The organism is Roseofilum sp. KMC-1, from assembly GCF_057802075.1.
In genome coordinates, this window is the sequence record NZ_CM173605.1 from 548,632 (window position 1) to 571,680 (window position 23,049).

A 23,049-nucleotide genomic window follows, 5' to 3' on the forward strand; every position below is an offset into this window, starting at 1 on the left:
CTATATATAACAAATTGTTACGAAAAACCGCCTAGATAGGTGACGGTTGTCCCCTTCAGTTGGGACAATAGAGATTGTGTTCATGTTAAAACCTGAACGTCTCTATGGATGTTAATGAATTTCTAGACCGCTATAGCTCCGGGGAACGCTATTTTAAGGACGTTGACCTGTTTCGAGCTGAATTGAGTAGCGCCAATTTACCAGGGGTTCGCTTATTGCGAGCGGATCTATTTGCCGCTAATCTATTTCGGATTAATCTGGTGGGGGCTGATTTGTTCCGCGCTCGATTAATTCGAGCTAATTTGTATTGTGCTAATTTGAGTGGAATTAATCTGAGTGAAGCTGAACTCATTGGCGCAGATCTCCGAGGTGCAGATTTAAGTGGAGCAGATTTAAGTGGAGCAGATTTAAGTGGAGCAGATTTAACTGATGCCAATTTAAGCTATGCTGATTTGAGTCTGGCCAGTTTATGTCGGGCTAACTTAACCAATGCCCAATTCGATACAGCAAAATTGGATAAAACCGATTTGAGTAAAGCTGTTATGCCAGATGGAGTCCAACATTCTTAAGAGATAAAGCAAGGGGTTAGAGACCCCTTGTTAACTTTTATGCAGAGGAAGAAATTAAGCACAGCATGATTAAAGATAAGGGTATTTTCTGGCATCTACACTTGAAATTTATGTAATCGTTATTCGGGATTAAAATCAGATTATGTCAAGCCAATTTTTTTCTCAAGATAATGATGTGATGAAAGGAGATTCTGGCAGTCAGGCAAGTCAGGTGGAAGCCTTAAAACAGGATTTTATCCGTAATCTGCATTGTCTTCAAGGGAAAACGCTGAATCTAGCGACTCCCTATGATTATTATATGGCTCTGGCGTATACAGTGCGCGATCGCCTCCTAGATCATCGCCTCAATACCACCCATCGCTATCGAGAACATCAGGCCAAAACCATCTATTATCTCTCTGCTGAGTTCCTCATGGGTTGTCAACTGAGTAATAATTTACTTAATTTAGGCATTTATGAGGACATGGTAGCAGCCTTAGAGCAGTTGGGATTAAATCTGCAAGATTTGGTGGTGTTAGAAGCAGAACCCGGTTTAGGAAATGGCGGTTTAGGTCGCTTGGCCGCTTGTTTTCTAGATTCTTTGGCCACCTTAAGTTTACCCGCTATGGGGTATGGCATCCGCTATGAATTTGGCATTTTCGATCAACTGATTATCAATGGGGTGCAAGTCGAGCGTCCCGATAAATGGTTGCGCTATGGAAACCCTTGGGAAGTGTGCCGGCCAGAAGCGAGTGTGCGGGTAAAATTTGGCGGATATACCGAGTTTTCTCAAGATGAATCTGGGCAAATGCAGATCCGGTGGATAGGGGATCGCGAAGTCACCGGAACCCCCTATGATACTCCTGTCCCTGGCTATCAAAATCAGACCGTTAATCGGTTAAGATTATGGCGGGCCCATGCCACAGAAGAACTTAATTTTGCTGATTTCGATCGCGGGGATTATGTAGGAGCAGTAGCCGATAAAATTTTCTCAGAAAATATTTCTAAAGTCCTCTATCCCAATGATAATACCTCTCAGGGGAAAAAGTTACGGCTAGAGCAGCAATATTTCTTTGTCAGTTGTTCTCTACAAGATATTATTAATCGCTACAGACGGCAATATGACAACTTCGATCGCTTCCATGAAAAAGTAGCTATTCAGCTTAATGATACCCATCCTTCCATTGGTGTAGCGGAGTTAATGCGGTTATTAATAGATGAATATCACTTGGGCTGGAATCGATCTTGGTACATTACTAAGCATGTTTTTGCCTATACCAATCATACCCTACTTTCGGAAGCTCTGGAAACTTGGCCGGTGAGTTTATTTGAATCATTGCTCCCCAGGCATTTAGAAATCATTTATGAAATCAATCAGCGATTTCTGAATGAAGTTCGTTCTCGATATCCTGGAGATTTAGACCGGTTATCGCGCATGTCCTTAGTCCAGGAATATCCAGAGAAAAAAATTAGAATGGCCCATTTAGCTTGTGTGGGTTCTCACTGCATTAATGGGGTGGCTCAACTGCATACAGATTTGTTAAAGGCTCAGGTTTTACATGATTTTCATGACTATTGGCCGCAAAAAATTCAGAATAAAACCAATGGCATTACGCCAAGGCGTTGGTTGCTGTTGAGTAATCCCCAGTTGTCTGGCTTAATCAGCTCCAAAATTGGTCAAGGTTGGATTACGAATTTAGATCAATTGCGAGGATTAGAAGCCTATGCTGACGATCCTAAGTTTCAACAGGAATGGCAACAGATTAAATATGGGCATAAGGTGGCTTTGGCCGAGCATATTTTGTTGTTTAATGATTTAGAAGTCAATCCAGGTTCTTTGTTCGATATTCAAGTGAAGCGGATGCATGAGTATAAGCGTCAACTTTTGAGTGTACTGCATATTATCACCTTGTATCATCGGATTAAGGGGAATCCTGGGTTAAATCTTGTCCCTAGGACATTTATTTTCGCCGGGAAAGCGGCTCCAGGCTACTTTATGGCAAAAATGGTGATTCAGTTGATTAATGCGGTGGCGCGGGTGGTGAATCCCGATCCAGATGTGGGCGATCGCCTAAAAGTCGTATTTCTCGCTGGATATTCCGTTTCCTTGGGACAAAAAATTTACCCGGCTGCCGATCTCTCAGAGCAGATTTCCATGGCCGGAAAGGAGGCATCCGGGACAGGAAATATGAAATTTGCCCTCAATGGTGCGGTCACTATTGGCACATTAGATGGGGCAAATATTGAAATCCGGGAAGAAGTGGGTGAGGAGAATTTTTTCCTGTTTGGTTTAACGGCATCGGAAGCGCAAGCACTCAAAGTGAAGGGGTATCATCCTAAATCTTATTATCGTCAGAATCGGGAACTGAAAGCCGCGATCGATGGCATTGCTAACGGAGAGTTTTCACCGGAAAATCCGCAGTTATTTCACCCCATTGTTGATTCTTTATGGGAACGGGATGAATATTTACTCTTGGCTGACTATGCTGATTATATCCAGTGTCAAGAGCGAGTTAGTGATGCCTATCAAAACCGGACAAACTGGACAAAACAATCGATTTTGAATACGGCTAGGATGGGTAAATTTTCCAGCGATCGCGCGATCGCCGAATATGCTAGAGATATTTGGCACATTCAGCCAGTTTATCCTTCTTAACCGACTTGCTAGAGCAAACCTCAACGAGTTACAGCGCAAAGCGCTGTAACGGAGTACAGTATCGAGGACATTTTCCCTTGCACAACTCATTTAGACTAGCTATATATAGCGCTTCGCCCTCGTCTAGTTACAAGTTAGAATAGAGAATGTACAACTTTCGAGCAGGTCTACTCGCGATGGCAAGTGCTTATAGTCAAAAAATCCGAATACGGGCCTTGGAGCTGATAGGAAATGGTGTACCAATCAGCCAAGTGAGTCGGGCACTGAAAATTAGCCGCCCAACCCTTTATAGATGGAAAGAAACCAAAGAAAAAACCGGTTCGACAGTTCCTAAAAAAGGCAGACCTCCAGCTCAACCTTGTGGGATTAAAGACTGGGAAAAGTTCAAAGAATTTGTCGATGCTAACCCTGACAAAACTCAAAAAGAATTAGCCAAATTATGGGGTGATGTCAGTCATCATACAATTAGTAGAGGGTTAAAAAAAATGGGTTACACTCGTAAAAAAAAAACTTATGGTTATCAGGAAAGATGTGAGGAGGAACGGTCTGAGTTTAGGCGTAAACTAGCTCAATATAGATCAAAACAGGTAATCTACATGGACGAAAGCGGGATAAATAATAATGAAAGCTATCCTTATGGATGGAGTCAAAAAGGGGAAAGATTATATAGTATGCGACCCGGAAAACGCCAAGATAGATTAAGTATTATCGGCGCTTTATGTGACGGAAAAATCTTGGCTCCGATGGTATATCAAGGATATTGCACAGCCAAGGTGATCGAGACTTGGTTGGAAAAATGTTTATTGCCAGAGGTGGAAAAAGGTCAGGTAATTATTATGGATAATGCTCCTTTCCATAACTCCCGTAAAATTAGAGAACTAATTGAAAAAGCGGGATGTGAATTGCTGTTTTTGCCTACCTACTCTCCTGACTTAAACCCAATTGAACATTGGTGGCAAAAAGTAAAGACAGCAATTAGAAAAGAGTTGCCTCTTCATGACTATAATATTCATAAAGCAGCAGACGCAGCATTCCAGTATTTGTAAATAGACCAGCGCGAAGCGCTATAACTTCTAGTCGAGCAGAAGAGAAATTAAAAATCATCCCTCTTCTGCCACAATTCTATAGATTTATGCCTTAAAAAACTTAGCCAATTCCTGAGTCAGGGTTTCCACCATCGTTTGGTCTTTCCCTATCTCTGCGGCGGCTTCCTGGGCAATAGTCGTGGCTTCTTCCGCAGGTAAATCCACTAATTTTACCAACTTTTTATAGGCTTCCTCCTCCTCTGCATTAATCCAATCTTCATCAGGGGTGCGGGCACTAGAAGCAATCACTTCATACCCCAATTTCAAGGCAATTTTGCGATCTTCCACCGTTTCTAACTTAGGAATTAACTCTTCTAGGGGGATATTTTGCATCATATAATCCCGTAATTCTTGCTTGAGTTCCTGCTGTTGCGTCGAGTCTCCAGGCGCAAACAACTCACTAAAGCGATCGAGCATGATATCCACTTCTTCCGTGGCTAACTCCCCATCAGACCAAGCCATGGCTGTAACCACACGCAATACATTCATCTGACGGGGTGTAATGGGAGGAGGGGGTGGGGGTTGCAGAGCCATATTTTCTCCTAGAGGGGGTGATGAGTTTTAATTTTCCACGGTAGCATGGTTCGCAGGCAATAGGCAATTGACGATTACCCATTACCCGACCAGACAAAAGCGCTTTTTAATTTAGGGTAGAAACCATGGCTGCTACGAGTTGATCTGGATTTACGGCAAAGGGAAGATGATGAATATCCGAAGATTCAGCACAGGCGATGGCGGCGGATTGTCGCAATTGAGCTAAGGTCACTTCCGCTAAACCTAAATCTTCTAAGGTTTTGGGTAAGCCAATTTGATCGTAAAACTTAATCAACTGTTGACGAGCAGAGAGTGCCAAATGATTATTTTGAATCATTTCCTCTAAGCGCAGTTGTACCAAAATCCCATAGGCGACTTTTTCCCCATGGAGGGTTTTATGGGTTGTGCCAATATGGGTTAAGCCATTATGCACCGCATGGGCCGCGACAGTGCGGCATTGAGCGCCCCCTAATCCTCCGGTCACTCCAGCCATCAATACACAAGCATCAACAATTTGTTGCCAGGTGTCACTGCCAGGGTTTTGCAGGGCTTCTACTGAATGTTGCAAGAGGATGTCGCGCAGGACTCTAGCCTGTTGGACAGCAGCGATAATTAAGGTTTGTTCGCAATGACCGCTACTGACTGAGGCTTCATACCATTTGGCGATCGCATCCCCAATTCCTGCCACTAAGGTGCGCTTGGGAGCGGTGAGAATCAGATCGTAGTCCAGGATGAGCAGATCGGGACAGCGATCTAGGGCCACATCATAGAGAAATGCCCCTTGATTAGAATAGACATTGGAGAGGGCAGTCCAAGCGGCACAGGTTGCGCCGGAAGTGGGGATGGTGGAGATCGCCAAATGGCATTGATGGGCAATTAGTTTGGCCGTATCCAGGGCTTTACCCCCACCCACACCAATAATAAAATCGGCTTGATGATCCCCTACCGCTTGGCGGAGGGTTTCTAGGGAAGTTTCGCTACAGTCAGGCAGATAGGAAGCGGTTTGTGGGGTCAAGCCTTGCTCTTCGAGAACTCGAAAGAGGCGCGGTTGAATTATGCTCAAAGAGCGATCGCCCCCAATGACCAAGGGACGCTGACCCAAAGCGGCCAACTCCCTACCACTGCGATCTAAACTCTGCGATCCCCGGATTGCCCGCGCTGGCCCTACCTGAATGGTGATAGAACTGGCAACGGCAGTGATGGGGTGATATTCAGAGGTTGATGGGGTTGATTGGATCATGTATGCATCTCCTGATTAAGAAGGGTTCAGAGTCTGAAGCTGTTGTAGGTTTTCTCGGTTAATCTCCACCGTAATTTCTCGATCGCCTCCCTGATAAGGGGATTGTTGGGCTTTGCCTAAATATATCGCCTCTGATACTTTGGGGTCAGGGTGAATAATGGTGCGGGCCAAAACCGTTAGGCGATCGCCATCGGTTGACGGTCTCCCATAGGAAAATAGATTAAGCGCTGCTTGTTTTAGGGTCGCTTCTAATTCCGATTCTGTAATTTGGGGCGATACGGCAATCACGGTATGGGTTGCCCCATTATCGAACACCAGGGAATAATGCACCGATCCAGGAACAACTGTTCGGGTAAAGGGAACCAAGCTCAAGGAAAACAGGCCCGCAGTCAGTACCGCCATAAATGAACTCACCCCGACAAAGCGGAAGCGAAACCCCCACTTAAAGACAAAGCAAAGAAGGGTAAAGGCAATACTGACTGCGGTGGCGATCGCCAACCACTCAGAAGCTTGTAAAAAATCTGCGGTTGTGGGCATAGCAATGTTATCTTAAGTTATGTTTAGCCAAAACTTATCATAAGTCAAATCCATTAAAAATGAGGGCTTTTTATGTTACGTTCTGAATTATTAGAACAATTACAACAGCTATCTCGCTTAGAGCAGTTGAAAATAATACAGTTCTTAGCGATGGAACTCGCCAAGGAAGAGGGCTTAAGTTGGGAAAATGACACTGAGGCAATTATGACTGGGGTGCATACGGGTAATACCGGTGCAGTAGAACTGATGCAATTACTGGAAATGGAAGTAGAAAAAGTGCAAAATGCTTAATGGTCGGCGATATCGTTTAATATTCCGATTCTTTTAGGACGAACCAATTTTTTGACCGAGTTTGATGTGTGTTTTTATGGATCTCAGTTAGCATTTGAGGTTTGTCCTAAATTCAAGGAAAGTTGAGATTAAGGATAGTAAAAAAGGCAATACTGACTGCGGTGGCGATCGCCAACCACTCAGAAGCCTGTAAAAAATCTGCGGTTGTGGGCATAGCAATGTTATCTTAAATTACATTTGGTTAAGATTTATGATAAGTCATTTAGGCCGTCCTCAAGAGGGAGCCGGGGTGTATTTAACCCTAGCAAACTTTAGAGATTTTTCTCAAAGGGAGATCGCAGAGTGTTGGAATGGTTAAGCGCAATTCCCCTAGCCTTATGGTTAGACCAAGCGGGATTAAACGATGTGTTGCAAATCCCGGTTACCTGGCAACAAAATACCTCTCGCTGGGTTCTCCATCGAGATCCCAGGGTTAATCTAGCCAGTCTGATTAATCCTTATTTGAATAGTTGGAGTCAAAAAAGCCCCGGCCAAAGCTATCACGGTGTTTGGCTACAATCAGGAGAGTCAGTTTTATTCGACCATCAGGGGACAAAGCTCTTTTCTGGTGCATCCTTAACTAAGGTAGCAACCACGTTAGCAGCTCTGAAGCAGTGGGGCCCCTATCATCAGTTTACGACCCAAGTGGCGATCGCCGGTGAACTTAACAATGGGGTAGTTGCAGGAGATTTAGTCATCATTGGGGGTTCCGATCCGATGTTGGTGTGGCAAGAGGCAATCGCGATCGGTCAACAGCTTAATGAATTAGGAATTACTCAAGTCACCGGAGATTTAATTATTACTGGCCCCCTGTGGATGAACTATGAAACCGATCCAGCCACAGTGGGCGCAAAGTTCTATCGCAGCATTAATGCCAATCTCTGGGATCGCCATCTGGAAAATCAGTATCGCAGTTTACCCCATAATTTACCACGCCCCCAAGTGGCGATCGCCGGTTCCATTCTTGTTCAAGCTTCTCCAGGTCAGTTGACTCCTTTGTTACGTCACCAGTCCCTAGCTCTAGTGGAAATCCTCAGACGGATGAATGTCCATAGTCACAATGCTTTAGCGGAAACCCTAGCTGAATCTTTAGGAGGAGATCGTCGCATGGAGGAATTGGCCGCTGGTTTTGCCGGTATCCCCTCCAATGAAATACAACTGATCAATGGATCGGGATTGGGGGTTGATAACCGCATGTCTCCCCGTTGTTCTGTTTTATTACTGATGGCGATTCAACGGTATTTACAGCTTTATCATCTCAGTATTGCTAATGTTTTTCCAGTGGTCGGTTATGATGGGGGCACGATTAGCGATCGCCATCCGCCTCAATACACTATAGTTAAAACGGGTACACTATCAACCGTCAGTAACTTGGCTGGGGTGATTTTTACCCGCGATCGCGGTTTAGTCTGGTTTAGTATCATGAACCAAGGCTGGGATATTGAAGGCTTTCGCATCCAACAGGATGAATTATTGCATACCCTCGCCTACCATTGGGGCGGAGTCAGCAATCCCCCCGAAACCATACAACCCCAAACCCAACTGGCTTCATCCCTACGCACGCTTGGGGACTTTTCCCGTCATCAAATTCTTTGGTAAAATAGCACTCAGGCTCTCTTGAGCAAAATAGGGCAGATTCTATGGGACGCAAAGCTAAACTCAAACATCAACGTCATCAACCCCAAACCCCTCAGCCGGAGTCTACACCTTTAGAGACTACGGATTTTGTCAAAGACCTACAACAACAAGGCTATCGGTTAAAAGAGAGTAAAACGGCTCCAGAAATTCCCCAGCATCAGATTAAACCCCAATTGTGAGGGGGGACACTCCAGAGCTGTAGATAGAGTATAAATTTGGTAAAAACTTAATAACTAAACAGTAGTATTGTACTATAATCATAATTGAATCATCATTGAACCCTTCAATGATCTAGAGGAAAATTTCCAGGAGATAATGTAATGAAAAACTATCCCGAAATTGGCAAAAACTTTATGGAGGGGAGCAAAAAACTGGGGGCACAAGAGCCAGAAACCATGAAAGCTTTTGGAGCTTTAATTAAGGCTACAACCATGAAAGAAGGAGCGCTCTCTCCTAAAATCAAAGAATTGATTGCCCTTGCTCTCGGTATTGCGGCCCGATGTGATGGTTGTATTGCCCATCACACCGAAGCTTGCATCAAAGCTGGAGTTACTCGTGAAGAACTGGTAGAGATGATCGGTGTTTGTCAACTGATGGGGGGCGGGCCATCAACAGTTTATGGCGCAGAGGCCTTGATGGCTTATGACCAGTTTATGGCAGAAAAATCCTAAAGATTAATTCAGATCAAGGCGATTATATGTAGATACTGTCTTGGATGTCAAGGGGTGGCGATCGGGAAGGCGATCGTGTAATTGGGGTCAAAAGGCTTTTGGGACTTCAACAAGGCAAAATCCAAATGAAGAAGTTTACGCATAATGGCCCCAATCACCTGCATTTTTACCTTCGCGGTCAAGGGGGTAAAACGGTGGCTCCAGAGGGGCCAGGATTAGGGGTAGAGCCGATTATGGATGTTTTGGGTGGGCGATCGCAGTGTATCAATAAAAGAATAAAAATCGATCGTAGTTACGCAATCCGATCGCGATCGGAACTTGAGAAAAATCAGGAGAAATCTTCATGGATACATTACCCATAATCTCGTTAGAAAAGCTCAAAGATCATGGGATCTCCCCCGAATTAGTCCAGAAAACCATTGATGCTTCCCGCAACTTTTTCCAGTTACCCGAAGAAACTAAAAAAGCCTACAGTCAAGAGAAACAAACCGTTGAGCCTAAAACCTGTAGAGGCTACAGTCCTATGTATGGTAAAATCTTACACTACAGGGCGCAAAGCGCTGTATGATTAGTAATTTATACCCCTTATTGGGATCGATCTTTTTTCAGATCCACACAAGGTTGTCCTTCACAGGGATGGACTTCAACTAACACATGGGACAGGGAAGAAATGGAAGCAAGGAGCGTTTTGTAATACTCCGGTTCTTGGGGATAGTGGGTAACCAGGGAAATCGTTGCCGCTAAATGCTCTTCAGTGAGATGCCAAACATGCAAGTCAACGACCCGATTATCGGCATCCTCTTCAATGCGATTAATAATATCCAGCTTAGTTTGTTTATCGATCGCCCCATCTAGCAATAGGGCGCTCGTTTCTCGCAAGAGATTATAAGACCATTTGCTAATCACCATGGCTCCAATCATGCCCATGGCTGCATCCATCCAGATCCAGCCCAGAAACTTACCCGCGAACAGGGCAAAAATGGCCAAAATCGAGGTTAAAGCATCAGCTAAGACATGGAAATAGGCAGCGCGAAGATTATGATCCTCATGATGATGATCCTCATGATGATGATCGTGATCATGATCCTCTAATAACAGAGCGCTAACCCAATTCACCACCAAACCAACCACCGCCACAATAATCGCCTCATTAAACTGAATGGCTTCCGGTTGTAACAAACGACCGATGGACTCCACCACCATTACACAAGCCACCACTGCCAGAGCGACGGCACTGGCAAAGCCTCCTAGGGTGCTAACTTTACCCGTGCCAAACGTATATTTGGGGTCATTGGCATGATGGCGAGCATATTGATAGGCAAATAGAGTAATCCCAAAGGCTGCAATATGGGTCGCCATATGCCAGCCATCGGCGAGTAGAGCCATGGAACCAAAGATCGTACCCGCGACAATCTCAGCGATCATAGTGACAGCAGTCAGAGCGATCACGATGCGGGTTTTTTGTTCAGCTCCATGGCGATCAGCTAAGAAATTATGGGAATGCTGCCATTCTTCTAGGTTGTGAATATGCATGGGGGATGGGGGATAGAGGGATGGGGAGATGGGGGAGTTTTGACTGATTGACTTAACTTAATAGTCTACCAGTTCAGCTCGTAGTCCCGCATTGCGGACTAACTCTAGCCGGGTTTGGGCTTCTTCTAGGGTAGGAAATGCGCCAACTTGAGTTACCGATCGCCCTTGGTAAGAACTGCGGAAGGCATCAGGAACCAGAGATTTAACCCGGTTTTGTTCTTGGGTTGATGCTGTATAGACAATCACTCGATAGCGCAAGCCCAAGGCGGAACCAACGCTATTAGGAGGAGGGGGAGGGCTGCCGGGCATACTGGGTCTGTTGGGAATGCGACTAGCATAGCTGTTATCTCCCAAGGGAATATCGATATTGGGAACGGGCAGGGGTTCTAAGCTAGGCACTTGGGAAGTAACGGAGGAACTGCGATTAGGTGCAGGAAGGGGGGTACTCCGAGGGGGGGCAGGAAGGGGGGTACTCGACTGGGGAGGGGGTACGGGGATGGGAACTGGAGTGCGGGAGGGGGAATTGTTGCTTGGAGGAGGGGTAACGGGACGAGTCGGGGGTAGGGTGCGAGAGGGTGGGGAGAGGGGACGGGGAGTTTCTGGGGCAGATTGGATCAGGGCTGTTGTGCCTTGAAAGTCGAGACTGCCGACAATCCGGCGGGTAATCAGTTGATTGCCGTAGACAGGAATGATGTTTTTAGCACCTTCAGTATTAATGTCATATTCACCATTGTTGCGGAACTGATTATTACCGGGTTCGTTGGCTGTACCGAGATTGGGTTGGGATTCGGAGATCGCGACTAATCCATTGCGCTGATTATTTTCAATGCGATTTTGTCGTAAAATGGGGGTGGCTTTGGCTTGTACCACTACGCCATCACGGTTATTAATAATTTGATTGTTAACAATTAATGGCTTGGCATTCTGATTAATATTGATGCCGAATCCGGTATTATCAAAGACATTATCCCGGACTTCGGGATTGGATGTGCCATAGATGGTGATGCCGTTGGCTCCATTGCGGGTAAAGTGGTTACTGCGAATGACGGAGCCACTCCTACCGGTGATGGAGATGCCATCATGGACATTGCCGGTAAAGGTGTTATCGGCGACAACTAAGGAACTCGATTCTATCCATAAGCCATAACCGCGATCGTTGGGGTTGGTTACGGTTACGCCTGCTAGAGCGGCATCATTGGCTCCGAGGAGGGTAATATTTTGCCGGGCAAAGGTGGGACTGATAAAGCGTCCTCCCCCTTGGATAATGACGTTTTGTCCTTTATTATCGGGGTTCCCAACAATGATGACATCGCGTTTGAGTTGAATGGGAAAAACTTCTCCGGTTTGCTCAGTATAGGTTCCTGGAGCCAGTTGAATCACGCTGTTGGGTGCAGCCATGCGTAAGGCATAGGTTAAGGTGCGATAGGGTGCTTGTGCTGTGCCGTTTCCCGATCGATCGTTGCCCGTTTGGGGGTTCACCCATAGGGTGGGTCGTTCGGTGGAGACTTCTAGGGCGAGTTGAGCGGTATACTCAGAAGCTATCACGGGTTTGGGGGAAGTTGCCGCACTCAAACTGAGACTCAGTAGGGTGAATAGAACGGTACTGGACTTAAGGATTGTTCTGTTCAAGGGAACCTCTCTGGTGGTAAGGGGATGAGGATAGTTAAGAGTTGCAGATTATGGTATCACCTAAGTCTATGGGAGTATAGATTTAGGGGATAGGCATTTCTGAATGCTTACGCGGCGATCGGGTTCCCATCAGGGGGGAGTGGGAGATGGGGGAGTGGGGAAAATATGGGTAGGATGGGAGATTGGGTGATTCAAAATAGGGAATTATGAAACAGGGACAGAAAACTCGCGTGGGGGCGATCGCTAATTTTATTTGGAGACTCAAGTATGCCAACCATCAAAGCTTCCTCAGAAGGACTGAAACATACAGCGCTTTGCGCTGTTATGAGGAACAGTAACAACAATGAGTAAACCAGTTTTTTAACGGTTCAGGATCGATCAACTCCCAAAATGCGTTTAGCTTTAGCAATATCGAGTTCTCTAGCATAAAGGATAGAATTGAGATCCACTTAAGGAGGGGTAAGCATGGGACAGAAAACTCGCGTGGGGGCGATCGGGGGGGGACAGTTGGCTTGGATGATGGCTCTGGAAGCTGAAGCATTGGGTCTAGAATTGATGATACAAACCCCGAAATCGAGCGATCCTGCGGTCTCTAGAGCTTCGGAGGTCATTTTTGGGGCGATCGCCGATGCAACCACTACAGAACGGTTAGCACAGCGCTGTGATGTCATTACCTTTGAGAATGAGTTTATCGATCTAGAGGCCCTCTCTTTTCTAGAGCAATCTGGAGTCTGTTTTCGTCCTCGTTTATCTGCCCTCAAACCATTATTAGATAAATACGATCAGCGCTGTTTTCTGCAAGATTTAGGAATTCCGGTTCCCTGGTTTCAGAGTGTAGATTGGCATCATTTACCAGAAAATTTGTCTTTTCCTGTGGTTTTGAAGACCCGAAGACAGGGATATGATGGGCAAGGAACCTTAATTTTAAAAGATCGAGAAGAGTTAAACCAAGGGGCAAAAACTTTTGCCGATGTGCCCGTTTTATTAGAAGAATTCGTGCCCTTCGAGCGAGAGTTGGCAGTGATGGCGGCGCGATTTTCTTCTGGAGAGGTGGTGGTGTATCCGGTGGTGGAAAGTCAACAGATTAATCAGGTGTGCCGGTGGGTGTTGGTTCCGGCTGAAGTAGGGGAAAAGGTGCAGCAAAACGTCACAGAAATTGCCCAGAAGTTACTCAATGAGCTAGAGGTCATTGGCATTTTGGGGATTGAGTTTTTCCTAACCTCTGATGGGCAAGTTTTGGTGAATGAAATTGCACCGCGTACCCATAATTCCGGTCATTTTAGCTTAGATGCTTGTCAGACTTCCCAGTTTGCCCAACATCTGCGAGCGGTGGCTGATTTACCGGTGGGCGATCCCAGTTTGAAGTGTGGGGGCGCGGTGATGGTGAATTTATTGGGGTATGAAGACTCTGAGAGCGACTATTTAGAGAAGCGGGAGCGGTTAGCCCAACTGCCGGGAACTCATGTGCATTGGTATGGTAAGCCGGAAGTGAGACCGGGACGCAAGTTAGGCCATGTTACCGTCTGTACGGATAGCACAAAACGGGAGGCGTTGGTGGCGATCGCCCAGAAAATTGAATCGATTTGGTATCCGGGATAAAAATATCTAATCCCCCCTAGCCCAGAATCGAAAATTGACTTACAATACCGATCAAGATAGGCTGCGGCGTTGGTGACTGCCAATAACGTTTTATGATCTATGCTTGACTTATAAGGGAACTGAAAAAGATCCTAGCAGCAGTAAACCGAGCCAGCACTCGGAAACGAATGCCCGGACTTCAGTACCCACCTGGTAACCCCAGGTCAAAAGCTGAGGCAAGACGGCGTTGCGGTCTATCTCACCCAGAAAAAATTGGGGTCAAAATATAATCGCCACAAGCTGCTTGAGTAATGATAAAATCGAGGACGCGCCCAAAAGAGGCGCATTCGTGTTTTTCTCTACTGCAAGCCCTATGACAAAAACTTTTACTGTTGAAATTAATCACCAAGGAACAACCTATACGATTGAAGTTCCTGAAGACCGGAAAATTCTAGAAGTCGCGAATGAAAAGGGTCTAGATTTACCCCAGTCTTGTTTAGCCGGAGTCTGTGAAACCTGCGCCGTATTGCTGACGGAAGGAGCGGTGCGCTATGGTGATGAAAATGATGCCATGGGTTTGAGTCCTGAGTTGCGCCAGGAAGGATATGCTCTGCTGTGTTCCGCTTATCCTCAATCGAATATTAAGTTAGAGACGGAAAAAGAGGATGAAGTGTATAACAAACAGTTTGTAAAATCGTAGTGCTTGGAAATGCCCTCTGCCTATATCCCTCTTCCCTGGAGAATACATAAATGACGACTCACTTTATTACAGCCGAAATTGATTTACAAGCAACACCGAACCAACTGCATCAAGAAATTGAAGCAGAACTGGAAAAGCGGGGCGAACCCTTGCGTTGGGCAGTGACTGCGGTGGATGAAGCACAGCAGAAGGTGACAGTGGAAGCGGTGGTGATCGAGCAAGCGTGAATCGCCCTTATACGGTTGTCTTAATCGTTCCCACAGGTATTGGTGCAGCCATTGGGGGCTATGCGGGGGATGCCTTACCGGTGGCGAAGGCGATCGCCTCCATTAGCGATCGCCTCATTTCCCATCCCAATGTTCTCAATGGCGCATCCCTCTACTGGAATATTCCCAATAGCTTGTATGTGGAAGGCTATGCCCTAGATCGGTTTGCCAGTCAACACTGGGGACTGCGCCCAGTCAAAAGTAACCGTATTGGGTTAATTCTCGACCGGGCGATCGAGCCAGACTTACGCACTCGCCATCACCAAGTGGCCGATGCAGCACGGGCAACCCTGGGATTAAATATCACTGGGTATGTCATCACCGATGCCCCCCTAGAGGTAAGTTTAACTCAAGGAGAAAGTCAGGCTAGTTGGGGAACCCTGGGCAACCCGGAGAGCTTGCTGCGTGCAGCTCAGGAATTAATCGATCGACAAGGAGCAGAGGCTCTCGCCGTAGTCGCCAGATTTCCCGACGACACCGAGAGCGAAGCTCTGCAAAACTATAGACAAGGACAAGGGGTAGACCCCATTGCTGGTGTCGAAGCCATTATCTCCCATCTCGTCGTTCGTACCTTTGGCATCCCCTGTGCCCATGCCCCTGCCCTGCAACCCCTACCCCTTAACCCCAAGCTCTCCCCCCGTTCTGCTGCCGAAGAACTCGGCTATACCTTTTTACCTTGCGTTTTAGTCGGCTTAAGTCGTGCCCCCCAACTGCTGACTCCCCTAGCGCCCTATCGTCCCCAACCGACGGATATTTGGGCGGATCAAGTGGATGCAGTGGTGATTCCCGCAACGGCCTGCGGTGGGAGTGCTATCTTAAAGTTAAGTCAAACCTCGACTTGCATTATTGCTGTAAATGAGAATAAAACCGAGATGCGATCGCCTCCAGAGCTACTCAAAATTCCAGTAGTGCGAGTAAACTCTTATTTAGAAGCCTTGGGAGTCTTAGTTGCTCATCGCTCTGGGGTAAGTCTAGACTCTCTTGGGCCAAACCTATTGCCTTTATCGGGGAAAGAATAAACGACCCCGAAATTGACCTTTCTGCACCTAAAACGCCGTGACTGACCAACAAAATCCAGACTTAGAACCGATGACGCGATCGCAAATTCTCATTGCCATGGGAGTCACTGCTATTATTTTACTAACTGTCGCTGAAGTGTGGTTAACCCTGGGTTCAATTACGCACCTTCGCGCCCAATGGCAAGTCGATAAACTGGCGATCGGTGTTGTTCTTGGCTTAGGGATTACCGCCGCTAGTGCCCTAGTGTATAGCATCTGGCCCGCCTATCGTCAAAGTGCCGATGTTTATCTCGGCCTTGTCCTCAAACCCTTAACCTATCCCGATATCGTCTGGCTAGGCTTACTACCGGGTTTAAGCGAAGAATTTCTCTTTCGAGGGGTGATGCTCCCTGCCCTAGGATTAAACTTTACTGGTTTGATCTTATCAAGCCTCTGTTTCGGAGTTTTACACTTAAGTGGTAGCAATCAATGGCCTTATGTCGTTTGGGCTACCTTAGTCGGACTCGCCCTAGGATATAGCGCTTTAACCACAGGTAACTTGCTGGTTCCGATTTTAGCCCATATTCTCACGAATCTAGTCTCTAGTTTCACCTGGAAAATGGGCAATCCTAACCTAAGCGCTTAACCCTCCATTTACTCCGGCTTTTTCAATTCAGCTAGGAGGCTCAGGTGAAACCACGCCTATACAACTTGCATCAGATTAGGGTAACTTTGTCAGCTTTGGGTTTATGGAGTTGCTTGTTGTTGTCTGCGTTAGTATTCACCCCTTTAGATAGCACCAACACTCCAATTTTACAGCAGATTCATCCCTTAATCCTTCTCCTGATTGCCTTGGTGATGCTTTCCTATTGGGGAGGATTGCGCGTCGGGTTAGCCAGTGCAGGTTTGGTCAATTTAACTCTAATCTATTACCTTCTCGTTCCTGGCGATCGCTCTTTTTTTCCCCATACCCCCCTAGAATTCAGTTTATCTGGATTTCTAGCCCTTAGTATCGCCTTTTTCATCGGTCATAGCCAAGATCAAAAGAAACTACTGCTCGGTAAACTGCAAACCACTCAAAATTCCTTAGATAAAAGTTTAGATCGACTCACCAGCTTTAATCTCCTCCTTCAAGAACTCCTGCGGGAAAGCCATGTTTATTATCAATCCCTAGCCGATCTTTTACCCCAAATTATCTATCGAGTGGATCGCGAAGGCAAATTAACCTTCACTAATCAAGCCTTTTTGAGAACCATAGGAGAGGAAAGCAATGAGGCGATCGGTAAATCCTTAGATCAACTTTATCCTCCCCAGTTAGCACAAAAAATTATTGACCAAGATCAATGGGTTCAAGAAACAGGAAAAATATTAGATCTCGTTGATGCTCAGTATTTTACTCCTAGGGATCGCCCCCAGTATTTTCATGTGATTAAAACTCCCATACACAATGCCCATGGGGAGATTATCGGCACGCAATCGATCAGCTTAGATATTACTGAGCGTCAAACCATTTTAGAAGCTCTACAAAAAAGTCAAAAGCGCTATGAATTGGCAACTCAAGCGGGAAGGGTTGGTATTTGGGAATGGGATTTTCTCGAAAATAAATTTAAGTTAGATGCCAGTTTACAGCAATTATTGGGATATGCAAATGAAGATCATATAACCCATGTAAAAGATTGGTCAGAACAAATTCATAATGAAGATAAAATAAACTTTGTCCAACAAATCAACAAGGCGATAAGCGCAGAAATAAAAACCTATGAAATAACCCAAAGATTAATTCATAAAAATGGACATACTCGCTGGTTTCTGCTGCGGGGAACAGTGCAAAAAGATGACCAAAAAGAAGCCGTTCAGTTGATGGGAACAGGCACAGATATTACAGAACTAAAGGAAACTGAAGAAGCTCTAATCAAAGCGGAAAAGAAATATCATAGTATCTTTGAAAATGCCATTGAGGGTATTTTTCAAACCACATTAGACGGAAAATTTATTAATGTTAATCCTGCTTTTGCTAAAATTCTAGGCTATGCTTCACCTGAAGATATCATGCAAAAGATTAATAATATCAAAGCCCAGATTTACGTTGAACCAGAACAGCGAGATAGGTTGATCGCCCTAATTGAAGAAAAGGGAGAAATTTTAGGATTTGAATATCAAATTTATCGCTCGGATCGAAGCCAAATCTGGATTTCTGAAAATTGTCATGCGGTGCGAAACAATCACGGTCATTTGTTATACTTAGAAGGGACGATTGAAGATATTACCGAGCGCAAGAAAGCTCAAGATATTCTAGAATACCATGCTTTTCATGATCCATTAACCGGTTTGTTAAATCGTTCAGCTTTGATGGAGAAAATAGAAGGGTATTTAACTCAAGTTCGACAAAAACCGGGCCATTTCTTCACGATTTTAATGATTGACTTAAATCGGTTTAAAATCATTAATGATAGCTTAGGTCATTTTGTGGGCGATCAACTGTTAATTAGTGTGGCTAGAAGGTTAGAAACCTATGTGGCAAATTGTGGGATTGTGGCTCGATTAAATGGTGATGATTTTGCCGTACTGATTCCAGAAATCCAGAATTACGAGGAAATTATGGACTTAGCCGATACCATGGAAGAGGCCCTAGCCCATGAGCCGTTTTGGGTGCAAGGTCATGAAGTGTTTATGAGCGCCAGTATAGGCATTGTTTTATCTCATCATGCTTCTACCGGTTTGGTCTATGAGGATGCGGAACGTTTACTCAAAGATGCAGATACGGCCATTTATCATGCTAAACGCAAGGGGAAAAATCATCATCAATTGTTTGATAGTACCATGCGTTCGGTGGATGAATGTCAATTTCAATTAGAAATGGATTTACGCCGGGCAATCGAGCGGCAGGAGTTTTGTTTATACTATCAACCGATTATTGCTTTAACTACTGGAAAAATCAGTGGATTTGAATCGTTGATTCGCTGGAAAACACAGGAAAATCAGGTGATTAGTCCCGGTAAGTTTATTCCTTTGGCGGAAGTTACGGGTTTAATTGTAGCTATAGGAGAGTGGGTGATTGATGAAGCCTGTAGACAAATTAAGCAGTGGCAAGAGGAGGGGTTATTATTAGAGCCAATTTATGTGAATGTGAATGTGGCGGGTCGCCAGTTTGCCCAAGCCGGTTTAGTCGATATTATTATTCAATCTTTGCAGCGCTACCAATTAGCACCAAGCTATTTCCAAGTGGAAATTACGGAGGGGCTGATGATGGAAAATATGGACTCGGTGGTGCGTCAATTATGCCAACTGCAAGAGTTAGGTGTTAATCTTTGTATTGATGATTTTGGTACGGGTCATTCGAGTTTAAGTCGCCTCCAGTTGTTTCCGATTGATACTCTGAAGATCGATCGATCTTTTATTCCTTTACATTCTCAGGTGGAAAAAGATTGGGAGTTGGTGAAATCGATTGTAAATTTAGGCCATAGTTTGTCGATGCGAGTGGTGGCTGAGGGGGTGGAAACGGTGGAACAACAGCAGAAGCTGAAGGAATTGGGGTGTGATTATGGACAAGGGTATCTGTTTGCGAAACCCTTGGAGCAGGAGGCGGCGAGGGAACTGTTAGAGCGAAATCCGGTTTTCTAAGGTTTGAGGAATTTCCTGACTTCCTCTAGGATGCGTTCTGATGCATGGCCATCTCCGAAGGGGTTGATGGCGGTTGCCATACGCTGATAGAGGTCGGGTTGAGAGAGGAGTTCGGAGGCAGCGTTGAAGATAGAGTGGGACTCTGTGCCGACTAAGCGGGCGGTTCCGGCGACGATCGCCTCTGGACGCTCGGTCGTCTCCCTCAGCACTAAGACGGGTTTGCCTAATGAGGGGGCTTCTTCCTGAAGTCCACCAGAGTCGGTTAAGACGAAGTGACAGGCGGCGATCGCCCCGACTAATTGGGCATAATCTAAGGGTTCCGTTAAAAAGATGCGATCGCGGTTGCCGAGCATTCGCTGGAGGGGTTCGCGTACTGTGGGATTACGGTGTAAAGGCAAAACTAGGGCCGTATCGGGAAATTGGTCTAAAATTTCTAGAAATCCCTTGGCGATCGCCTCTAGCGGCTCTCCCCAATTTTCCCGCCGATGCACCGTCGCCAATAACACCCGATATCTAGACCAGTCTAACCCCCCAATTTCACACCCACTCTGAGATTCAGCCACCTTCAAAAGGGCATCAATCACCGTATTTCCCGTCTGATAAATCTCCCCCACTACTCCAGATCGGTGTAAATTCTCCACCGCTAAGGCTGTGGGGGCAAAATGTAAACTCGCCAACTGGGAAATTAACCGCCGATTCGCCTCCTCTGGATAGGGATTCCAAAGCTGGTCTGTGCGTAATCCAGCCTCCACATGGGCAACGGGAATTTTTTGGTAAAATGCCGCTAACGTAGCCGCAAAAGCCGTCGTTGTGTCTCCCTGTACCATCACCAAATCTAATCCCAACTTTACAAACAGAGCCTCTAAACCCTGCAAACTACGACAAGTAATATCCGTAAGGGTTTGTTTCGGCTGCATAATCTCCAAATCATGGTCGGCCCTCAGCCCAAACAATTCCATCACCTGGGCCACCATCTCTTGATGTTGACCGGTTAAAATCACTTGAGTGTCCAACTCTGGGGCCGAGCGAAATTGCCCAATCACAGGCGCTAACTTAATGGCCTCTGGACGAGTGCCCACAATAATCCCAATTCGCCAATTTTTAGACATATTTTATACAGACAGAACAGAAAAAGGGGGGTACAATGGAAATGAGCTGGTCTCCCTTGGGCTGACCCATAATGACGGTAAACCTAAAAATTAAAGAGTACAATGAGTTCAACAGTTCTTCAGACCACACCCCCTTGGATGCCATCTTACACCTTAATATTTTGATGCATCGATCGCCGATGTCCGAAGCTCTATAATTTTCCTATACTTTTGATGTATTCAACAGGACTTGGTTATGACCCAATCCCCCCAGAAAACTCCTCCCTCTCCTCCCCCTCGTCCCCCAGCGCCTCCACCGCGCACAGCCGCCTCTGATGGAGCGACCCAACAAATGTCGGCCCGAACCATGCCTATGAATCCACAGGCAGCCAAGGCGAAGGCCGCGCCCCCTCCAGGAGCCGCCCCTAAAGCCGCAGCCGCCAAGCGCTCGACTCCCAAATCTGGGCCCAGTCCTGGCAATCCCACCCTCGAAGAATTAGTCAAACGAGCCAATGAAGAAGGGGTATCTGACCTTCACTTAGGAGTCAATGAGATTCCCCGGTTTCGCAAACGGGGTGAGATTACCGGTTTGGAATATCCCAAAACTGACCTGAATACATTCATGAGCTGGCTGCGAGAATGTATGACGGATGAAGAAATTCGTCAATTCCAAGGCCACCTAGATTTTGACGGTGCGTTTGATTTTGGCTTTGTGCGAATTCGGATTAATGTCTTCGATTCCTTGGCCGGGCCGGCTATGGTTTTGCGCTTGATTCCCTCAACTATTTTGTCGATGGAACAGTTGAAATCCCCAGAAGTATTCAAGGATATCTGTCACTATCACAAAGGACTGATTCTGGTGACGGGGCCCACGGGTTCTGGGAAATCTACCACGATGGCGGCTATGATTGACTACATCAATAAAAATATGGCTTACCATATTATCACGATTGAAGACCCGGTAGAATTTGTCCATGTGAGTCAGAAATCTTTGGTGAAACACCGGGAAGTCGGCCGCCATACCCGCGAATTTCAGAATGCCCTGAAAGCGGCTCTCCGGGAAGACCCGGATTTGATGCTGGTGGGGGAAATCCGGGATAAAGATACTATGGGTATTGCTCTGAAAGCGGCTTCTACCGGTCACTTAGTCATGGGAACCTTGCACACCAATAGTGCAGTTAAAACCATTGAGCGGATTATGGGGATGTTTCCCCCGGCAGAACAGCCCGCCTTGCGGGTTTCTTTGTCGGAGTCCTTAGTGGCGATTATTGCTCAAGGTCTGTGTAAAACAACAGATGGTAAGCGGGCGGCATTCCATGACATCATGATCGCGACGGATGCGGTCAAGGAATATGTGATCAAAAATGACCTGGAGTCCATTACCCAAATCATGCTCCGGTCAGAGTTTGAAGGGATGACGACTATGAATAAGGCTCTGTATAATCTCTATCAAGAGGGGCGAATCACGGAAGAAACGGCCCTAGAGAAATCGCCTACACCCAATGAAATGGCTCAATTCCTCCGAGGTCGGATCTAAGTCAGATTGAGAGACATGGTTGGTTCTGAGCCATTTAAGGCGATCGCCTTATTTACACCTGGGGGGGACATCGTTTACTGTATCGATCCGAGTAAGCAGAATCGATGGCATATCGATCTATGCGCTAAATTACAAAGCCTCTTGGATCTCGGTGCTACCCCTCATTTTTTAGTCCCTTGTTATACGGCAACCCTGGATCGGTGGCTCGATCCTCAAACCCAACAGATCCATTGTGTCGCCGAAGCTTATCCCCTAGTCTTTCATTATGCTCCTCTGTTAAATGCCCTATTTGGCCTAGAGGTAGAGTGGAAACCCGCATCTGTAGCCCCTGAATTGTGCGATCCCATGGCGATCGCCTCCTACTATGAGCAATTTCCTCAACTTTGGGAAGATCACGACTGGGTAGTGCGAGTGCAAAACCGCTCCCTAGAAGAGACTCCACCCGATTTATCCTTAGAAGAATTCAACCCCCATGGCTACATCTTTCGCTTATTTGTCTCTGGAAATCACAACACTACCGAGCGTCTTTTACAAAAAGTGCATTCATTTTTAGAAAAAAGCCTTTCTCAACCCTACACTTTGAAAGTGATTGATATTCTCAAACATCCCGATCGCGCTGAACAAGACCAAGTATTAGCCACTCCTACCTTGCTCCGGGTTTGGCCCCAACCCATGCGTCGCTTAGTGGGAGAAATTGAACATCAAGAACAACTCATTCGCTTAATTCATTAGAACATTGATACAGCACTTTTCAGTTTTTTAGAGTTTTATAGACAAGCATAAATACATTATCCTGAACTGCCTGTTCATAGTGCTTTAGATCTCAGGGATATCAAAAGGTCGGCTATGAGGTACACTAT

General features: G+C 46.0%; 24 protein-coding genes and 1 other RNA gene. 19 read left to right on the top strand and 6 right to left on the bottom strand.

Features of this window, described 5'->3' with window-relative positions:
- Nucleotides 1-104 precede the first annotated feature (104 nt).
- From AC3FZD_RS02695 to AC3FZD_RS02705, 3 genes are all read left to right on the top strand, one after another.
- On the top strand, nt 105-569 hold the full coding sequence (locus tag AC3FZD_RS02695; protein ID WP_488738650.1) for a pentapeptide repeat-containing protein: 465 nt from the start codon (nt 105-107) through the stop codon (nt 567-569).
- Nucleotides 570-711: 142 nt separating this feature from the next.
- Nucleotides 712-3,204 carry a glycogen/starch/alpha-glucan phosphorylase gene (locus tag AC3FZD_RS02700; RefSeq protein ID WP_488738651.1) on the top strand — a complete coding sequence of 831 codons (2,493 nt, stop codon included), beginning with the start codon at nt 712-714 and terminating at the stop codon, nt 3,202-3,204.
- Nucleotides 3,205-3,380: 176 nt separating this feature from the next.
- The gene (locus tag AC3FZD_RS02705; protein ID WP_488736318.1) at nt 3,381-4,250 is read left to right on the top strand and encodes an IS630 family transposase; all 870 of its coding nucleotides are present in this window, start codon (nt 3,381-3,383) and stop codon (nt 4,248-4,250) included.
- A gap of 84 nt (nt 4,251-4,334) precedes the next feature.
- Here the strand turns inward: AC3FZD_RS02705 and AC3FZD_RS02710 are convergent, their stop codons facing one another.
- The 3 genes from AC3FZD_RS02710 to AC3FZD_RS02720 all read right to left on the bottom strand — a co-directional run bounded on the left by AC3FZD_RS02710 (nt 4,335) and on the right by AC3FZD_RS02720 (nt 6,600).
- Nucleotides 4,335-4,823, bottom strand: coding sequence for a tellurite resistance TerB family protein (locus AC3FZD_RS02710; protein WP_488738652.1), 489 nt, complete (start codon nt 4,821-4,823; stop codon nt 4,335-4,337).
- A gap of 106 nt (nt 4,824-4,929) precedes the next feature.
- Nucleotides 4,930-6,063 carry an iron-containing alcohol dehydrogenase family protein gene (locus AC3FZD_RS02715; protein WP_488738653.1) on the bottom strand — a complete coding sequence of 378 codons (1,134 nt, stop codon included), beginning with the start codon at nt 6,061-6,063 and terminating at the stop codon, nt 4,930-4,932.
- Between the two features lie 15 nt (nt 6,064-6,078).
- The gene (locus tag AC3FZD_RS02720; RefSeq protein WP_488738654.1) at nt 6,079-6,600 is read right to left on the bottom strand and encodes a Ycf51 family protein; all 522 of its coding nucleotides are present in this window, start codon (nt 6,598-6,600) and stop codon (nt 6,079-6,081) included.
- A gap of 72 nt (nt 6,601-6,672) precedes the next feature.
- On the opposite strand from AC3FZD_RS02720, the gene AC3FZD_RS02725 reads away from it, so the two are divergent.
- The 6 genes from AC3FZD_RS02725 (at nt 6,673) to AC3FZD_RS02750 (ending at nt 9,807) form a co-directional block, all read left to right on the top strand.
- Nucleotides 6,673-6,891: a hypothetical protein gene (locus tag AC3FZD_RS02725; protein ID WP_488738655.1), complete on the top strand. Its 219-nt coding sequence runs from the start codon at nt 6,673-6,675 to the stop codon at nt 6,889-6,891.
- Nucleotides 6,892-7,233: 342 nt separating this feature from the next.
- Nucleotides 7,234-8,529 carry a D-alanyl-D-alanine carboxypeptidase gene (locus AC3FZD_RS02730; protein WP_488738656.1) on the top strand — a complete coding sequence of 432 codons (1,296 nt, stop codon included), beginning with the start codon at nt 7,234-7,236 and terminating at the stop codon, nt 8,527-8,529.
- 41 nt (nt 8,530-8,570) lie between these two features.
- A complete protein-coding gene (locus tag AC3FZD_RS02735; protein ID WP_488738657.1) occupies nt 8,571-8,747 on the top strand; it encodes a hypothetical protein in 177 nt (58 codons plus the stop codon).
- Between the two features lie 141 nt (nt 8,748-8,888).
- The gene (locus tag AC3FZD_RS02740) at nt 8,889-9,239 is read left to right on the top strand and encodes a carboxymuconolactone decarboxylase family protein (RefSeq protein ID WP_488738658.1); all 351 of its coding nucleotides are present in this window, start codon (nt 8,889-8,891) and stop codon (nt 9,237-9,239) included.
- Between the two features lie 125 nt (nt 9,240-9,364).
- Nucleotides 9,365-9,601: a hypothetical protein gene (locus AC3FZD_RS02745; RefSeq protein WP_488738659.1), complete on the top strand. Its 237-nt coding sequence runs from the start codon at nt 9,365-9,367 to the stop codon at nt 9,599-9,601.
- Nucleotides 9,583-9,807 carry a 2-oxoglutarate and iron-dependent oxygenase domain-containing protein gene (locus AC3FZD_RS02750; protein WP_488738660.1) on the top strand — a complete coding sequence of 75 codons (225 nt, stop codon included), beginning with the start codon at nt 9,583-9,585 and terminating at the stop codon, nt 9,805-9,807. Before AC3FZD_RS02745 ends, AC3FZD_RS02750 begins: the two co-directional genes overlap by 19 nt.
- Nucleotides 9,808-9,824: 17 nt before the next feature.
- Here the strand turns inward: AC3FZD_RS02750 and dmeF are convergent, their stop codons facing one another.
- The gene (gene dmeF / locus AC3FZD_RS02755; protein WP_488738661.1) at nt 9,825-10,772 is read right to left on the bottom strand and encodes a CDF family Co(II)/Ni(II) efflux transporter DmeF; all 948 of its coding nucleotides are present in this window, start codon (nt 10,770-10,772) and stop codon (nt 9,825-9,827) included.
- Between the two features lie 57 nt (nt 10,773-10,829).
- Nucleotides 10,830-12,401 (bottom strand): DUF1565 domain-containing protein, encoded by a 1,572-nt coding sequence (locus AC3FZD_RS02760; RefSeq protein ID WP_488738662.1) that lies wholly within the window; start codon nt 12,399-12,401, stop codon nt 10,830-10,832.
- A 206-nt stretch (nt 12,402-12,607) separates the two neighbouring features.
- On the opposite strand from AC3FZD_RS02760, the gene AC3FZD_RS02765 reads away from it, so the two are divergent.
- From AC3FZD_RS02765 to AC3FZD_RS02800, 8 genes are all read left to right on the top strand, one after another.
- The gene (locus AC3FZD_RS02765; RefSeq protein WP_488738663.1) at nt 12,608-12,739 is read left to right on the top strand and encodes a hypothetical protein; all 132 of its coding nucleotides are present in this window, start codon (nt 12,608-12,610) and stop codon (nt 12,737-12,739) included.
- A 127-nt stretch (nt 12,740-12,866) separates the two neighbouring features.
- Nucleotides 12,867-14,000, top strand: coding sequence for a 5-(carboxyamino)imidazole ribonucleotide synthase (locus tag AC3FZD_RS02770; protein ID WP_488738664.1), 1,134 nt, complete (start codon nt 12,867-12,869; stop codon nt 13,998-14,000).
- A 55-nt stretch (nt 14,001-14,055) separates the two neighbouring features.
- Nucleotides 14,056-14,239, top strand: a non-coding RNA gene (gene ssrS, locus AC3FZD_RS02775) — 6S RNA.
- Between the two features lie 113 nt (nt 14,240-14,352).
- Nucleotides 14,353-14,679, top strand: coding sequence for a 2Fe-2S iron-sulfur cluster-binding protein (locus AC3FZD_RS02780; RefSeq protein ID WP_488738665.1), 327 nt, complete (start codon nt 14,353-14,355; stop codon nt 14,677-14,679).
- A gap of 50 nt (nt 14,680-14,729) precedes the next feature.
- The gene (locus AC3FZD_RS02785; RefSeq protein WP_488738666.1) at nt 14,730-14,906 is read left to right on the top strand and encodes a DUF8621 family protein; all 177 of its coding nucleotides are present in this window, start codon (nt 14,730-14,732) and stop codon (nt 14,904-14,906) included.
- Nucleotides 14,903-15,964, top strand: a complete 1,062-nt coding sequence (locus AC3FZD_RS02790) for a DUF3326 domain-containing protein (RefSeq protein WP_488738667.1) — start codon at nt 14,903-14,905, stop codon at nt 15,962-15,964. The genes AC3FZD_RS02785 and AC3FZD_RS02790 overlap by 4 nt, the downstream gene beginning before the upstream one ends.
- A 37-nt stretch (nt 15,965-16,001) precedes the next feature.
- Nucleotides 16,002-16,589 (top strand): CPBP family intramembrane glutamic endopeptidase, encoded by a 588-nt coding sequence (locus AC3FZD_RS02795; RefSeq protein ID WP_488738668.1) that lies wholly within the window; start codon nt 16,002-16,004, stop codon nt 16,587-16,589.
- A gap of 44 nt (nt 16,590-16,633) precedes the next feature.
- A complete protein-coding gene (locus AC3FZD_RS02800) occupies nt 16,634-19,564 on the top strand; it encodes an EAL domain-containing protein (protein WP_488738669.1) in 2,931 nt (976 codons plus the stop codon).
- Here AC3FZD_RS02800 and wecB read toward each other — a convergent pair.
- Nucleotides 19,561-20,673 carry a non-hydrolyzing UDP-N-acetylglucosamine 2-epimerase gene (gene wecB, locus AC3FZD_RS02805; RefSeq protein WP_488738670.1) on the bottom strand — a complete coding sequence of 371 codons (1,113 nt, stop codon included), beginning with the start codon at nt 20,671-20,673 and terminating at the stop codon, nt 19,561-19,563. The two genes, AC3FZD_RS02800 and wecB, sit on opposite strands and share 4 nt — an antisense overlap.
- Before the next feature lie 235 nt (nt 20,674-20,908).
- Here wecB and AC3FZD_RS02810 point away from each other — a divergent pair, with 235 nt between their 5' ends.
- Together AC3FZD_RS02810 and AC3FZD_RS02815 are read left to right on the top strand one after the other, a co-directional pair.
- Nucleotides 20,909-22,189 (top strand): type IV pilus twitching motility protein PilT, encoded by a 1,281-nt coding sequence (locus AC3FZD_RS02810; RefSeq protein ID WP_488738671.1) that lies wholly within the window; start codon nt 20,909-20,911, stop codon nt 22,187-22,189.
- Between the two features lie 15 nt (nt 22,190-22,204).
- Nucleotides 22,205-22,921, top strand: a complete 717-nt coding sequence (locus AC3FZD_RS02815) for a circadian clock KaiB family protein (RefSeq protein ID WP_488738672.1) — start codon at nt 22,205-22,207, stop codon at nt 22,919-22,921.
- The last annotated feature ends 128 nt before the right edge of the window (nt 22,922-23,049 follow it).